Source organism: Devosia sp., assembly GCF_048261455.1.
In the GTDB taxonomy this organism is placed as follows: domain Bacteria; phylum Pseudomonadota; class Alphaproteobacteria; order Rhizobiales; family Devosiaceae; genus Devosia_A.
The window spans coordinates 308,214-321,775 of record NZ_JBLXGA010000002.1 but is presented as its reverse complement, the minus strand read 5'-3'; the positions used below and the strand labels follow the sequence as shown (position 1 = coordinate 321,775).

At 64.3% G+C, this 13,562-nt stretch carries 12 protein-coding genes; 8 read left to right on the top strand and 4 right to left on the bottom strand.

Going from position 1 to position 13,562, the window contains the following annotated elements; all coding sequences use genetic code 11:
- Nucleotides 1–14: 14 nt before the first annotated feature.
- A complete protein-coding gene (locus ACN0TK_RS03560; protein WP_417308065.1) occupies nt 15–2,123 on the top strand; it encodes a beta-galactosidase in 2,109 nt (702 codons plus the stop codon).
- A 110-nt stretch (nt 2,124–2,233) separates the two neighbouring features.
- Nucleotides 2,234–3,121, top strand: a complete 888-nt coding sequence (locus ACN0TK_RS03555) for a siderophore-interacting protein (RefSeq protein WP_417308064.1) — start codon at nt 2,234–2,236, stop codon at nt 3,119–3,121.
- A 12-nt stretch (nt 3,122–3,133) separates the two neighbouring features.
- On the opposite strand, the gene ACN0TK_RS03550 is transcribed toward ACN0TK_RS03555, so the two are convergent.
- Nucleotides 3,134–4,570: a mannose-1-phosphate guanylyltransferase/mannose-6-phosphate isomerase gene (locus ACN0TK_RS03550; protein WP_417308063.1), complete on the bottom strand. Its 1,437-nt coding sequence runs from the start codon at nt 4,568–4,570 to the stop codon at nt 3,134–3,136.
- 44 nt (nt 4,571–4,614) lie between these two features.
- Entirely contained in the window at nt 4,615–5,418 is an 804-nt protein-coding gene (locus ACN0TK_RS03545; RefSeq protein WP_417308062.1) for a metallophosphoesterase, read from the bottom strand.
- Between the two features lie 230 nt (nt 5,419–5,648).
- Between ACN0TK_RS03545 and ACN0TK_RS03540 the strand changes: the two genes are divergently transcribed.
- The 3 genes from ACN0TK_RS03540 to ACN0TK_RS03530 are packed head-to-tail and all read left to right on the top strand — an operon-like array spanning nt 5,649 to nt 8,865.
- Nucleotides 5,649–6,512, top strand: a complete 864-nt coding sequence (locus ACN0TK_RS03540) for an aromatic ring-hydroxylating dioxygenase subunit alpha (RefSeq protein ID WP_417308061.1) — start codon at nt 5,649–5,651, stop codon at nt 6,510–6,512.
- An 11-nt stretch (nt 6,513–6,523) separates the two neighbouring features.
- The gene (locus ACN0TK_RS03535) at nt 6,524–8,230 is read left to right on the top strand and encodes a Rieske 2Fe-2S domain-containing protein (RefSeq protein WP_417308060.1); all 1,707 of its coding nucleotides are present in this window, start codon (nt 6,524–6,526) and stop codon (nt 8,228–8,230) included.
- On the top strand, nt 8,230–8,865 hold the full coding sequence (locus ACN0TK_RS03530; protein WP_417308059.1) for a glutathione S-transferase family protein: 636 nt from the start codon (nt 8,230–8,232) through the stop codon (nt 8,863–8,865). The genes ACN0TK_RS03535 and ACN0TK_RS03530 overlap by 1 nt, the downstream gene beginning before the upstream one ends.
- 20 nt (nt 8,866–8,885) lie before the next feature.
- On the opposite strand, the gene ACN0TK_RS03525 is transcribed toward ACN0TK_RS03530, so the two are convergent.
- Together ACN0TK_RS03525 and ACN0TK_RS03520 are read right to left on the bottom strand one after the other, a co-directional pair.
- Nucleotides 8,886–9,626 (bottom strand): sugar isomerase domain-containing protein, encoded by a 741-nt coding sequence (locus ACN0TK_RS03525; RefSeq protein WP_417308058.1) that lies wholly within the window; start codon nt 9,624–9,626, stop codon nt 8,886–8,888.
- Nucleotides 9,627–9,628: 2 nt separating this feature from the next.
- Nucleotides 9,629–10,333: a GntR family transcriptional regulator gene (locus tag ACN0TK_RS03520; RefSeq protein WP_417308057.1), complete on the bottom strand. Its 705-nt coding sequence runs from the start codon at nt 10,331–10,333 to the stop codon at nt 9,629–9,631.
- A 220-nt stretch (nt 10,334–10,553) separates the two neighbouring features.
- On the opposite strand from ACN0TK_RS03520, the gene ACN0TK_RS03515 reads away from it, so the two are divergent.
- From ACN0TK_RS03515 to ACN0TK_RS03505, 3 genes are all read left to right on the top strand, one after another.
- On the top strand, nt 10,554–11,822 hold the full coding sequence (locus tag ACN0TK_RS03515) for an ABC transporter substrate-binding protein (protein ID WP_417308056.1): 1,269 nt from the start codon (nt 10,554–10,556) through the stop codon (nt 11,820–11,822).
- 83 nt (nt 11,823–11,905) lie between these two features.
- On the top strand, nt 11,906–12,736 hold the full coding sequence (locus ACN0TK_RS03510) for a carbohydrate ABC transporter permease (RefSeq protein WP_417308055.1): 831 nt from the start codon (nt 11,906–11,908) through the stop codon (nt 12,734–12,736).
- Entirely contained in the window at nt 12,720–13,559 is an 840-nt protein-coding gene (locus ACN0TK_RS03505; protein ID WP_417308054.1) for a carbohydrate ABC transporter permease, read from the top strand. The genes ACN0TK_RS03510 and ACN0TK_RS03505 overlap by 17 nt, the downstream gene beginning before the upstream one ends.
- Nucleotides 13,560–13,562 lie beyond the last annotated feature (3 nt).

Here is a 13,562-nt window from a genome sequence, read left to right as displayed (position 1 = left end):
TCAAGGAGCCCGAAATGCCGCTCGACCGCCTGCCACAGACGCCCTATGGGGCGGTCTACTTCCGCAAGTCCAACCCACCGCGTGACGATTGGGACCGCGACTACCAGACCGCGGCCGAAGACGGGATGAACGTCTTCCGCCACTGGTTCATGTGGTCGGCCATCGAGCGCAAGCCGGGCGAATATGACTGGGCCGATTTCGACCGGCAGCTGGACCTCGCCGCCAAGAACGGCATGCGCACGGTGATCGCCGAACTGACGCATACAGTGCCCGATTGGGCCTGGCGCAAATGGCCGGAAGCCCGGCAGAAGCGGGTCGATGGCAGTGAGGTGAAATCGGGCATGGGCGTTTCGGCGGCCACCGGAGGTTTTGCCAACAATGGCGGCGGCGCCGGCGCGCTGAGCATGAACTGTCCCGAGGTGAAGGCCGCTGCCGGGGCGTTCCTGACCGCACTCGCGACCCGCTACAAGGGCCACCCGGGCCTTCTCGGCTACGACGTCTGGAACGAGGTGAACTACTCGCCCGACGTCGATTATTCCGACTTCATGAAGGCCGATTTCCGGCTCTGGCTAAAGGAAAAGTACGGCACGCTCGATGCCCTGGCCGAGGCCTGGTACCGCTATTCCTACGCCGAATGGGACGACATCGAGCCGCCTTACGAGGTCGCCGCCTATCCGCAGAACCTCGACTGGCTCGATTTCAAGCGCGACAATTTCTACGGCCAGATGCAATTCCGGATCGACACGATCCGCGCGGTCGATACCGACTGCATGATTGCCGCACATGGCGTCGGTGGCGCCATCCAGAACATGGCGGCTGGTGGCTCCGACGACTGGCTGGCGGCCTCCAAGGTAGAGCTCTACGGTCTGACCTGGGTGCCCAGCCGGCGCGGCTTTGCGCCGTGGCAGAATTTCTTCGGCCCCGACATCACCCGCTCCGCGGCGCGCGGCAAGAAATGGTGGCACGCCGAGCGGCCGGCCGGTCCGCTGTGGCTGCAGCCGCAGGTGCTCGGCCGCGACAAGGAAGACGGCCGGGTGATGGAGCCCGAGGACATCCGCACCCTGACCATGACCTCGTTCGCGGCCGGCGCCACCGGCGTGATGAACCTGCGCTGGCGGCCGCTGCTCGATGGCCCGCTGTTCGGGGCGTTCGGCGCCTATGGCATGGACGGGTCGCGCACGCCGCGCTCGGACATGCAGAGCAAGATCGGCAAATGGGCCAATGCGCCGGGGCAGGGGGAGCTGTTCGCGGCGCGCCCGGTGAAGGGCGACATCGGGCTGTTGGTGATCCCCGAGGCGCAGGCCTGGGACTACCTGCTCAATGCGCGGCACCGCCCCCAGACCTATCGCGAGGCGATGTGGGGCGCCTATCGCGGCTTTTTCGACAATGGCATCCAGGCGGACTGGGTCCATATCGACGACATAACTGGCTATGACGCGATCTACGCGCCCTATCCGATCATGCTGACCTCCGAACACGCGAAACAGCTCGCAGACTGGGTCGAGGCGGGCGGCAAGCTGATCTCCGAAGCGACGCCGGGTTATTTCGGCGATCGCGGCAAGGTGGGAACGACCCAGCCGAACAACGGGCTCGACGTGGTCTTCGGCGCTACCGAGGACGAGGTCGAGTTCATGCCCGACATCGGCGACCGTATTCACCTTGCCCTCGAAGGCGTGCCGGTGCAGGGCGGCGGGTTCCTTCAGTCCTACACGCTGACGACGGGGCAGGATCGCGGTCACTTCGCCGACGGCCGGCTGGCGGTGGTGGAAAACCGCTTTGGCGCGGGCCGCACCCTGCTGGTCGGCACGCATCCGGGTGCCGGTTACTTCAACGCGCCGGGCGGCGACAACCTGCGCTATTTCGCCGAAGTCTTCGCCTGGACCGGCAAGACCCAGCAGGTGGTGCTCGACAACCCGTCGCTGCAGGCGCGCCTGCACACAAGCGACGGGCAGAAGGTGCTCTGGGTGATCAATTCTACCCGTGAAGCGCAGGAGGCGCGGGTGACGATCGCCGGGGCCGCCGCGGAACTCGGGTCCGCCTACTGGGCCGAGGCGGGCGCACTGGCGACCGGCGACAGGATCACCGTGCCGCCGCGCGACGCACTGGTCGTCCGCCTGGACTGACCGGCGCCGGCCCGGCGCGACGTGACCGCGCCGGGCATGTCTTTCCTGACAAATGTTGACTAGCGTTATCAGAATTAGTAGCGATGCCGGCGCCTGTTCCGGAGACTGCCATGACACCGCTGACGCTGATGACCGCGACCGTATTGGGCCGCCGCCAGATCACGCCCGGCATGGTGCGGGTGACGCTGGGCGGTGACGGTCTCGCCGGTTTCAGATCGACCGGCGTCGGCGACGAGTATGTCCGGCTTTTCTTCCCCGACCCCGAAACCGGGGAACTGGTGGTGCCGAACATCGACGAGAAAGGCCGCTGGCGCTGGCCCGAGGGCAAGACGCCGGCGCATTGCGAGTGCTACACGATCCGCCATGCGCGTGACGGCGAAATCGACCTCGACTTCGTGGTGCATGGGCATGGTCGCGCGAGCCACTGGGCCCAGCAGGCCGCGCCGGGTCAGACCATCGTCCTGCGTGAGCCCTATGGCATTTATGAAGCGCCGGCGGATTCGCGCTGGCTGATGTTCGTCTGCGATGCCACCGGCCTGCCGGCGCTGGGGCGGCTGCTCGAACAGCTTCCGGCTGGCGTCGAGGCACGCGCCATTATCGAAATCCCCGATGCCAACCACCGCCAGGTGCTGACCAGCCAGGCCGATCTCAAGCTCGTTTGGCTCGAGGGCAGCGGCAATGGGCTGTCCGCTTCGCAACTGTCCGATGCCGTGGCCGGGATGGATTTGCCCGCGGCCGACACCGCCTATGTCTGGGTGGCCGCAGAAGCCAAGGCTGCGCGGAAGATCCGCCGCCACCTGCGCCATACGCTCGGCTGGGCCGGCACCCGCTATTCGGTCACCGGCTACTGGACCGACAAGCTGGCCGAATGGGAAGCCAGCTGGAAGGCGCTGGACGAAGACGTCAAAGAACGCATCAGCGAACTCTGGGTCTCCGGCCGCGACCGCGAAGAGGTGGCCGATGAAGTCGAAAAGACCCTCGAGCCCTATGGGCTGTGAGCCGGGTCGATCTCAAGCGCGGCCGAACTCGTCCTCAATGCGGATGATGTCGTCCTCGCCGAGATAGGAGCCGGTCTGCACCTCGATCAGCTCGAGCAGGATCTTGCCCGGATTGGCCAGCCGGTGGACGCAGCCCAGCGGCAGGTAGATCGACTGGTTCTCGCTCAGCATCGTCACCTCACCATCGATCGTCACTTCGGCGGTACCGGAGACGACGATCCAATGCTCGGCGCGATGGTGATGTTTTTGCAGGCTCAGGCGCTTGCCCGGCTTGACGAAAAGACGCTTCACCTGGAAGCGCTCGCCATTGAGGATGGATGAATAGCCGCCCCAGGGGCGGTAGGCCGTGCGGTGGATTTCGGTGAGCGCCGCGGTTTCCGGATCGGCGCGCAGCTGCTTGACCATCGGCCCGACCTTTTGCGCTTCCGACAGCTTGCCGACATAGACCGCGTCCTCGGTTGCGATCACCGCGACATCGTCGAGCCCCTCGACGGCAACATGCGCCCGGTCGGTGACGACCAGCGCATTATGGGTGTTGTTCAGAGTCGCCGGGCCGCGCACGGAATTGCCGTCGCCATCATGCTCGGCGGCTTTCCAAACGGCATCCCAGGCGCCGAGATCGGACCAGGTATAGGTGACGGGCACCAGCGCCACGGCCTGCGACTTCTCGAACACGGCATAGTCGACCGAAATGTTCGGCGCCGTGGCAAAGCTCGAGCCCTCGAGCCGGGTGAAATCGAGATCGCGGGTCGCAGCGGTGACCGAGGCGCGGGCTGCGGCATGGGTCTCGGGCGACAGCCGTTCGATCTCTGCGAGGAAGGTCCCGACCCCGAGCATGAAGGTGCCCGAGTTCCAGAAATAGCCACCGGCTGCCAGCATCTCTTCGGCCCTGGCGCGTTCCGGCTTTTCGACAAAGCGCGCCACCGCGTGCACCCCATCGCCGAGCGCAGCGCTCTGCTCGATATAGCCATAGCCGGTTTCCGGCGCGCTCGGCGTAATGCCGAAGGTCACGAGCTTGCCGGCGCGCGCTGCAGCGGCGGCCGTATCGATGCTCCAGCGGTAATTGTCGTCGACCGTCACCGAATGGTCGGAGGCCAGCACATGCATCACCGCATCCGCGCCGAACTGCTCAGCGACATAAAAGGCGGCGGCGGCAATGGCGGCGGCGGTGTTACGTGCCACCGGCTCCAGCAGCACGGCCGAAGGCATCAGGCCCATCTCTTGCGCCTGTTCGGCGACAAGGAAGCGATATTCGGCATTAGTGACGATGACCGGCGGCAGATAGCGCGCGCTGTCCGTCACGCGCTCCAGCGTCTGCTGATAGAGCGAGTTCTTGCCGACAAGATCGAGAAACTGCTTGGGCCGTGCCGAGCGCGACATCGGCCACAGCCGGGTCCCCTGACCGCCTGCAAGGATAACCGGGACGATGAGCTGGGTGCTGGAGGTCATCAAGAAGCTTCCGTTGTTCCGCCGTGCAGTCAGACTGGTGAAAATTACGATCCTGCCAACATGGAGGACGTATCGATCAAAAAAGGAGGCTCGCCGCGCGCCAGACGTACGGCTGTCAGCCGGCCGGTGGCGAACGCCCCGGTGTCTATCGCGATCCGCCCCGGTGTCACGAGAGGCGCTTCGCGTATCGTATGGCCATGGACGACGACTTTTCCGAAATCAAGGTAATCCGCGGCAAAATCATCCCGGTACCATATGAGATCCGTCGCGCTCTGCGCGGCAAGCGGCACGCCAGGCATCAGGCCGGCATGGCAGAGGATCGCCTCCGGGGTTTCGATGAGGAGCGGCAGGCCGGACATGAAGGCGATGTGCTCGTCGGGGATATGGCGCTGAACCAGCGCGGCAAACTGGCGCTGTGGCAGATGCGGATCCTCCAGCGCGTCGAGCGGCACGCCATAAGACAGCAGGGTCTCCACCCCGCCAAACTCCAGCCAGCGATCGCCGCGGCGCGGACGGGCGATGAATGCCAGCATTGCCGCCTCGTGATTGCCCATCAGGCACTGGCGCTGAAAGCCGGCAGGGGGTGAGGTCAGCATGTGGTCGATGACCGCTGCGGAGTCTGGCCCGCGATCGACGAGATCGCCGAGCATCACGATCCAGTTTTCGCCAGCGCGGTGCTCAGCATCAGCAACAATCCGCGCCTCGAGCGCCTTCAGTTGCGCCAGGCACCCGTGCACATCGCCAATGACATAGAGGGTATCCGGCCCCGGATCGAAGCTGAGCCGCCGTTCGGGCGCATCGAGGTCCGGCAGCTCGGCCTCGGACCGACCACCCAGACGCTGCAGCAAACCTTTCAACACGGGTCTGCCCTTCTGTTCCCCTAGAGCCCGCAAACTATTGAGCCCACCCCCGTCTGGCAAGTGGCCCCAACGCCAGCCGTTTTCGCGCCCCGCCACCTGATGCAGGGCGGGTTTGTGCGCGATGCGCTTGTTTCGGCGGGCGGGGCGGTTCTAAGTTGTTTCAGTCAGCCTTGCGGCGTGGTCGCGGGGCGGGATTGGACGGTTGGAGTGCGTGTTTGATGAAACTGGCTGATGTTGCGCCGTCGGTGCTGGAGCTCTGGCAGGTGATTGCGCCGATCGACGCGCTGCGCCCCGGTGGCGAATTGCGCACCGTGCTGCTGGGCGAACCGATCATAGCGACGCGGACCGATGCCGGCCTGCGCGTTGTGCGCAAGGCGGCGCCCGATGTGCCTATGGCGGTGCTCGAACGCTACGGCTTCATCTGGACGAGTTTTGTCGAAACGCCCAAGCCACTGTTTCCGCTACCCGAATATGATGAACCGGACCGGCGCAATGTGGTGGCGGCCTCGTTCGGCGTTGCTGTGTCGGCGCCGCGGGCAGTCGAGAACTTCCTCGACATGGGGCACTTCCCCTATGTGCACACCGACATTCTTGGGGCCGAGCCACACACCGAGGTGAAAGAGTACGACGTCGAGATCTCGGAGGATCGTGACGAAGTGCTGGCGACCCGCTGCCGGTTCTTCCAGCCGCGCGCCGCGCTGACGGCCACGGAGGGGCAGGAGGTCGAATATGTCTACCGCGTGCCGCACCCCTATTGCTCGGTGCTCTACAAATCCTGCCCGGCCGACGAGAGCCGCTTCGATGTGATCTCGATCTTCTGCCAACCGGTGGGCGAGGAGCAGATCATTGCGCATCTGCTGCTGACCCAGGTCGACGAAACCAGCACGGAAGCCGAGATGCGGCGTTTTCAGCAGACAATTTTCGGCCAGGACAAACCGATCCTCGAAAATCAGTACCCCAAGCGCCTGCCGCTTGATCCGCGCGCCGAAACCCCGATCCGCGCCGACAAGTCGGCCATTGCCTATCGCCGCTGGCTGTCGAAAAAGGGCGTCAACTACGGCGTCATCCCCCAGCAGGCCTGACGGAGTTCTGCGTGTCCAATTTTGAAGGCTGGCATCCGATTGCCGCGAGCGGCGACCTGCCGTTTCGTCATGTGTTTCACGGCCAACTGGCCGGCCGCGAACTGGCCGTGTGGCGGGCCGACGACGGCAATGTGAATGTGTGGGAGAACCGCTGCCTGCATCGCGGCGTGCGCCTGTCGATCGGCATCAACGAAGGCACGGAACTGAAGTGCCAGTACCATGGCTGGCGCTATGCCAACCGCTCGGCCGGCTGCACCTATATTCCCGCGCACCCCGCCGATGCGCCGGCACGCCGGATTACCAACCGCACCTATCCGGTCACCGAACAGTTCGGACTGGTCTGGGCCGCGGTGACGCCGGTCACCGCATTCGCGCCGCCGCTGGCCGGTAGCGATTGGTTTGCGCTGCGCCCGATCCCCGTAAACGCGCCGCCGGACCTGGTGCTGCAGCATCTGCGGGCCGCGGCCGATGGCGAGGTGACCGACATTGGGCCAGAGGCACTGCAATTGACCCTGCAGGGTGCGGGCGGTGAGGAGACGGCGATCTTCGTGCAGCCGGTCGACAGTGACCGTGCGGTCATCCGCGGCCTGGTTGCGGGCAAGCCGCAGGACGAAGTGGCGACCCTGAGGCTGTTCAACCGGCTGCTGACCGATCTCAGGACAAAGATCGAGACAGCGGCCGCGGCGCAGGCTTCGCCTGAGCCCATTGTTCCGACCTATGAACCGGTATCGCTGGAACTGTCATCGATGCCGGACCTGCGGGTGGGGCAGCAGGCGACGCTGCGGGTGCGGCTGGCGCGGCGCTTTGCCGTGGCCGAGGACATCACCGGCCTTGAACTCGCGGCGCTCGAGGGGCATTTGCCGACCTTCCAGCCCGGCGCTCATATCGATCTGCACCTGCCCAATGGTCTGGTGCGCCAATATTCGGTCACAAATGGGCCGGGCGAGCAGCTGAGCTATGTCATCGCGGTCAAGCGCGAGCCGGACTCGCGTGGCGGGTCCACGGCGATTGCCGATACGCTGCGCGAAGGCGATGTGCTGGCGATCTCCGAACCACGCAACAATTTTCCACTGCGCCGCGATGCGCTGCACACGACGCTGATTGCCGGGGGCATCGGCATCACGCCGCTGCTGTCGATGGCGCGGGCGCTTCACGGCTCGCACCTGCCGTTTGATTTTCATGTCTTTGCGCGATCCGAGGCGCATCTGGCCTTCCGCGACGTGCTCACCGGCTTCGGCGAGCGGACGCATCCGCATCTGGGACTGTCGGTGGCCGAGACCGAGGCCGAAGTGGCGGCAGCGCTGGGCGCATACAGCTTTGCGCGGCACGTCTATGTCTGCGGGCCGGGGCCGATGCTGGAGCTGGTGCGCGCCACGGCGGCCCGGCTCGGCTGGCCAGACGAGGCGGTGCATTTCGAGTATTTCAAGAACACAAGGCCGATCGACGACAGGTCGAGCTTTACCGTCGAACTGGCGCGCTCCGCGCTGACGCTCGAAGTGCCCGGCGGCAAGTCGATCCTCGATGTCATGCGCGAAAACGGCATCGACGCGCCGTCGTCGTGTGAGCAGGGCGCCTGCGGCACCTGCCTGACCACGGTGCTGGAAGGCGTGCCCGACCATCAGGACGTCTATCTCAACGAAACCGAAAAACAGGCGAACCGCACCATGCTGACCTGCGTATCGCGCGCCAAATCGGCCCGTCTGGTGCTCGATATCTGATGCCGACCCTCTACGATTATGAACTGTCGGCGGGCTGCTACACGGTGCGGCTGATGCTCTCCATCCTGCGCCAGCCCTATGATGCCGTGCCGGTCGATATCTTCCCCGGCGTCGCGCATCTGGAGCCCGAATTCCTGGAGCTCAATCCGCTCGGTGAACTGCCGGTGCTTGTCGATGGTGATCGCGTGCTGCGCGATGCACCGGCGATCCTCGTTCATCTGGCACAGACCCGCGAAACCGGGGGCGAGTGGCTGCGCGAGGCAGACCTCGCCGAAATTACCAGCTGGCTGCTGATGGCGCAGCGGCTGAGTGCGAGTGTGGGGCAGGCCCGCCTGATCCGCGCTGGTATCGCCCAAGGCGAGAGCGCGCCGCTCGAGGCCGAAGCGCACCGCCTGCTGCGGGTGATCGACGAGCATCTGTGGTTTGGCGAGCGCGAAAGCCGCGACTGGCTGGTCGCCGGCGGGGCGCCGACAATCGCCGACATCGGCTGCTTCCCGGATATTGCGCTGAGCGAGGAAGCCGGCGTGATGCGTCAGGATTATCCTGCGGTGCGCCGCTGGATGGACCGGGTGAAGCGGCTTTCCGGGTTCATCGGCATGTCGGGCGTTTTTCCGGCGGGGCCGGCGCGGGAGTAGGCGCCGGGCCCCTCAAGCGACTAGAGCCCGACGATACGCGGGCGCCAGCGGGCGATGAGGGCTTCAGAGGCAGCTTCGGCACCTTCCATATTGGCGCTTTGATAGACATCGACGCTGATACCGCGCTGCGCCAGCAGATCGACCGCTTCGGCGAGCAGCGCATTGAGAATAAAGACGCCGGCAATAGTCGAGGTCGGGCCCATCTGCATCGTGCCTGCCCCGACATTGAGGCCGGCGTCGCCATAGCTGCCGGCATTGTCGAGGACCAGATCGGCGACTTCGTGCAGCAGCTTGCCGCTTTCATGTCGCGAACTGATCTGCTGTGAATGCGTGAGGGACGTGAGCGCGATGGTCGTGGCGCCACGGGCCCTGGCAGCGAGCGCCATTTCGATCGGATAGGCATTGCGCCCCGAATTAGAGGCGACGAACACCACATCGCCGGGGCCGACCGGATAGCGGGCCAGCACCTGCTCGGCCCGTCCGGGTTCGCGCTCGGTCTGGGTCGACAGCTCGGCGCCCTCGTGCAGCATCAGCGCCGGGTCGAGAATGGCCTGCGCTGCAGCAATGCCGCCGGCGCGATAAAACACTTCCTCGGCGAGGATATGCGAGTGCCCGCTGCCCGCCACATAGATCAGCCGGTCATTCTGGAGTGCCGCGGCCACGGCGTCGCGCGCCGCGTCCATCGCCTGGGTCTGGTCGGTGACAATCCGGTCGAGAATGGCGACGATCTGGTCTCTATAGGTGCGCCGTAGGGCAGTCATTTTTAGCCTCTGATTTCGCCGACATACTTATAGCGGTCACCGCGATACCAGCTGATCGCGTCTTCGACCGCCATACCATCGGCCCCGTAGCCGAGCTGGGAGATTTCGAGCACCGCCGCGCCCGGCCGAATGCCGAGATGCCCAGCGATTTCCTCATCGGCCTCCGACGCCTTGAGGGTCTGCAGGATCCGCCGCGGTCGCGCGTCATGCGCATCCATGCGTTCATACAGTGATCCCGAGCCGTCATAGTCTGCCCCGACAGCCGACACGGGGACGATTGCCCGCTCGTACGACAGCGCTTCGCCCCCAGCGAGGCGCAGTCGTACGAGCGTCAGCACCGAGGTGCCGAGCGGCAGTCCGGTCCGGATCGCCCCATCGGGATCGATGGGGCCAACCGAGCATTCCAGCACACGCGAGGTGGGCAGCAACCCACGCAGCTGCATGTCCTCGGTAAAACCGGATAGCCGCGACAAGGCTTTGGGGATGTGACCGGTCACCACGGTTCCGGCCCCGGGCCGGGTGGTAACGCGGCCCATTGCCGCCAGATCTTTCAGGCTTTGACGCAGGGTCGAGCGCGATACCTCCAGGCCTTCGGCCATTTCGCGTTCCGACGGCAGCGATTCACCAGCAGCGATCACACCGGAGTCGATCGCCGCAGCGAGTGCGTTGCGCAACCGCTCGCCGAGAGGACCGTGTTGGCGGTCCATGCGCTCCCTTAGCTGGCGATAGAAGTCCACGTCTCCCCCGGTGTCGTTGCCGACCTCTTGGATAGCTTCACTGGTATGTCTTTGGTTTGTTCATGTCCACCCTTAAGTCGTATCAAATGCGATCCGTGGCAATGTCGCGAAGGGGTATAGACAAACGCGTCCAAACCAATAACATACCAGTAGCAAGGCGGTCATCCGTCCGACACAAGGGGTGCGAACAATGAATGCTTTTCGTCTGACCACACTGGCGCTCACCGCGGCGCTGTTGAGTTCCACGGCCATGGCCGAAACCGAACTTCGTTTCACGCACCCGATGACGGGTGGGTCCAATCGTGTCGTTCTCGACGAGATCATTGCCAAGTTCGAGGCTGAGAATCCCGACATCAAGATCAAGCAGATCGTCTTCGATGACGATCAGTACTCGAACCAGGGTCTGATCACCCAGCTCAAGAGCAACGAAGTTCCCGACATCTATTTCCAGTGGGCCGGTTTCCCGGTGCAGCGCGACGTTGCTGCCGGCTACGCCATGGACATGTCCGAAGCGCTGTCGACCGACGGGTGGAAAGAGACCTTCGTGCCCGCCGTCTACGCCGAAGGGTCCGGCACCATGGTTGATGGCAAGCCCTACCTGATCCCGGACTCGCTCGATATCACCAATACCATCTGGTACAGCACCGAGATCTTCGAAGAGAACGGGCTGACGCCGCCCGAAACCTGGGACGAGTTCGTCGAGGTCGTGAAGACCCTGGCCGCGGCAGGGGAAACCCCGATCGTCGAGGGCAACAATGAATTCTGGCCGCTCGGCAACTGGGCCGGCCATGTCGCCGCCAAGGTGGTCGACCCGGACGAATATGTCGCCGCGTTCACTCAGGAAGGTCCGTTCAACACGCCGGGCTTTGAAAAGGCCCTCGACCTGTTCGCCGAACTGCACGAGGCCGGCGCCTTCAACAAGGATATGCAGGCTCTCGGTGCCGACCCGGCCATGGCCGCCTTCTTCCAGGGCGGTGCCGCGATGCACCCGATCGGCTCGTGGCTGGTGCCGTCCGCCGCTGATCTCGCCGAGCCCGATTTCGAATATGCCCAGTTCGACACCCCGGTCATCGATCCGGACCACCCGCTGGCCCATTCGGTCATCGGCACCATCACCGGCTTCCTCGTGCACAAGGATGCTGAGCATCCCGAAGAGGCGATCAAGTTCCTGAAATTCTTCACCTCCGAGGAAAACCAGATCCTTTGGGCTGAAGGCGGGCAGATGAGCCCGGTGGAAGGCGTGACGGAAAAGGCGGAGCTCAGCCCGCACCTCGCATCGATGGTCACCATGCTGTCGGAAGCCCCGGCGCTCGTGCCGCCGCCGGACAACAAATACCCCGTGCCGGTTGCCGAAGCCTTCTATGAGGCTGCCGCGCGTGTTGCCGACGGGCAGATGAGCTCCAAGGAAGCTCTGGTCTGGCTCGACGATACGGTCGCTGCCATGGGTGATCAGCAGTAGCCTGAGACTGGACCACCGACGTGGAAGATCGTGCGTCTCCTATCAGCGCCGGGCCCATAAACGTTCTGTTTGTGGCGCCCGCCATGCTGCTGTTTGGTATCTTTGTGCTGATGCCGCTCGGTGCCTCAGTCTATTACGCGTTCACCTTCTGGGACGGCTTCGGCGCGCCCCAGTGGGCCGGCCTGGCGAACTTCGCCCGGGCCGTGACCGACCTGACGTATCTGTACAGCTACGTCCACGTCGTCATCTACATCTTCGCCACCCTGGTCTTCGAGGTGACCTTCGGGCTGGTGATGGCCGTGGTGCTCGATTCCAACCGCCGGCCCTTCTCGCTGATGCGCGGCATGTTCTTTTCGCCGGTCGTGCTGTCGATGTCGGCGGCGGGTGTGCTTTGGACCTTCGTCCTCGATTACCGCACCGGCCTCCTGAACTCGGTGCTGAAATCGATCGGCCTCGGTGACTTCGCCCAGCCCTGGATGAGCCAGCCGGAAACGGCCTTGCTGTTCATCTGCATCGTCTCGGGCTGGAAATATGCCGGTTTTTACATGGTCATTTTCTTTGCCGCCCTGCGCCGCATTCCGCGCAATATCTATGAGGCGGCGCGGCTCGATGGAGCAGGTGAGCTGCAGCAGTTCTTCATGATCACCGTGCCGCTACTCAAGCAGAACATGCTGGTTTGCGTGCTGCTCGCGGTGACCGGGGGCTTTGCCGGGTTCGACCTGTTCTTCACCATGAGCAATGGCCAGCCTTTCGGCGCCACCGAGGTGCCGGCGACCTGGATCATCAAACAGGCCTTTGACCAGAACCAGATCGGCTATGGCATCGCACTCACCGTGATCCTGACGCTCGTCGTCTCGGTCATTTCAATCATCTATCTGCGGCTGTCGGAGCGCACCAATGTCACGCGTTTCTGAGCGGCCGCGCAGCCCCCGCGAATGGCTGCAGTTGGGTGTCGCCGGCGCCGTGGTGCTGGTGATGTTCTATCCGACGGTGTGGATGGTCTATTCCTCGTTCAAGTCGAACCGGGAAATCTTCCGCACTCCGTTTGCGCTGCCGAGCGAATGGCGCTGGAGCAATCTGGTGGAGGCCTGGCAGGTCGGTGGGCTGGGAACGCTCTATCTCAACTCGCTGCTGGTGACGACCGTGGCCGTCGCCATGTGCGTGCTGTTCGCGACGGCCGCCGCCTTTGCCTTCACCCGGCTCGAATTCCCGGGTCGGCGCTGGTATTTCCGCGCCCTGCTGATCGGGCTGCTCTTGCCGCCGCCTTCGGTGGCGATTGCATTGTTCACCCAGCTGCGCGACCTGCAACTGCTCAATACGCCGTGGGCGCTGATCTTCCCCGGCGCCGCCTGGTCGCTGTCGCTGACCGTGTTCCTGATGCGCTCCTACTTCAATTCCATGCGCCCGGAGATGGAAGAGGCGGCCCGGCTCGACGGCGCCAACACCTTTCAGATCTTCTGGTCGATCTCGGTGCCGATGGTCTGGCCGGCGATGCTGACCATGATCGTGCTCAACACCATCAACATCTGGAACGAGCTGCTGTTCGCCCTGCTGTTCATCACCGATGACAATCTGCGCACCCTGCCGGTCGGTCTGGTGCGGTTTTCGGGCCTGCACAGCACCGACTACGCGCTGGTCTTTTCGGCGCTGACCATCACCACACTGCCCATTCTCATCCTCTATTTCATCCTGCAGCGGCACGTCATTGCCGGCCTCACCGCAACGGCAATGGACTAGGAG

What these genes read in the sequence shown, in the direction of transcription:
- ACN0TK_RS03560 (WP_417308065.1), top strand. Translation starts at nt 15, where the DNA reads ATGCCGCTCGACCGCCTGCCACAGACGCCCTATGGGGCGGTCTACTTC.
- ACN0TK_RS03510 (WP_417308055.1), top strand. Translation starts at nt 11,906, where the DNA reads ATGCTGCTGTTTGGTATCTTTGTGCTGATGCCGCTCGGTGCCTCAGTC.
- ACN0TK_RS03505 (WP_417308054.1), top strand. Translation starts at nt 12,720, where the DNA reads ATGTCACGCGTTTCTGAGCGGCCGCGCAGCCCCCGCGAATGGCTGCAG.
- ACN0TK_RS03520 (WP_417308057.1), bottom strand. Translation starts at nt 10,333, where the DNA reads ATGGACCGCCAACACGGTCCTCTCGGCGAGCGGTTGCGCAACGCACTC.
- ACN0TK_RS03540 (WP_417308061.1), top strand. Translation starts at nt 5,649, where the DNA reads ATGAAACTGGCTGATGTTGCGCCGTCGGTGCTGGAGCTCTGGCAGGTG.
- ACN0TK_RS03530 (WP_417308059.1), top strand. Translation starts at nt 8,230, where the DNA reads ATGCCGACCCTCTACGATTATGAACTGTCGGCGGGCTGCTACACGGTG.
- ACN0TK_RS03515 (WP_417308056.1), top strand. Translation starts at nt 10,554, where the DNA reads ATGAATGCTTTTCGTCTGACCACACTGGCGCTCACCGCGGCGCTGTTG.
- ACN0TK_RS03525 (WP_417308058.1), bottom strand. Translation starts at nt 9,626, where the DNA reads ATGACTGCCCTACGGCGCACCTATAGAGACCAGATCGTCGCCATTCTC.
- ACN0TK_RS03555 (WP_417308064.1), top strand. Translation starts at nt 2,234, where the DNA reads ATGACACCGCTGACGCTGATGACCGCGACCGTATTGGGCCGCCGCCAG.
- ACN0TK_RS03550 (WP_417308063.1), bottom strand. Translation starts at nt 4,570, where the DNA reads ATGACCTCCAGCACCCAGCTCATCGTCCCGGTTATCCTTGCAGGCGGT.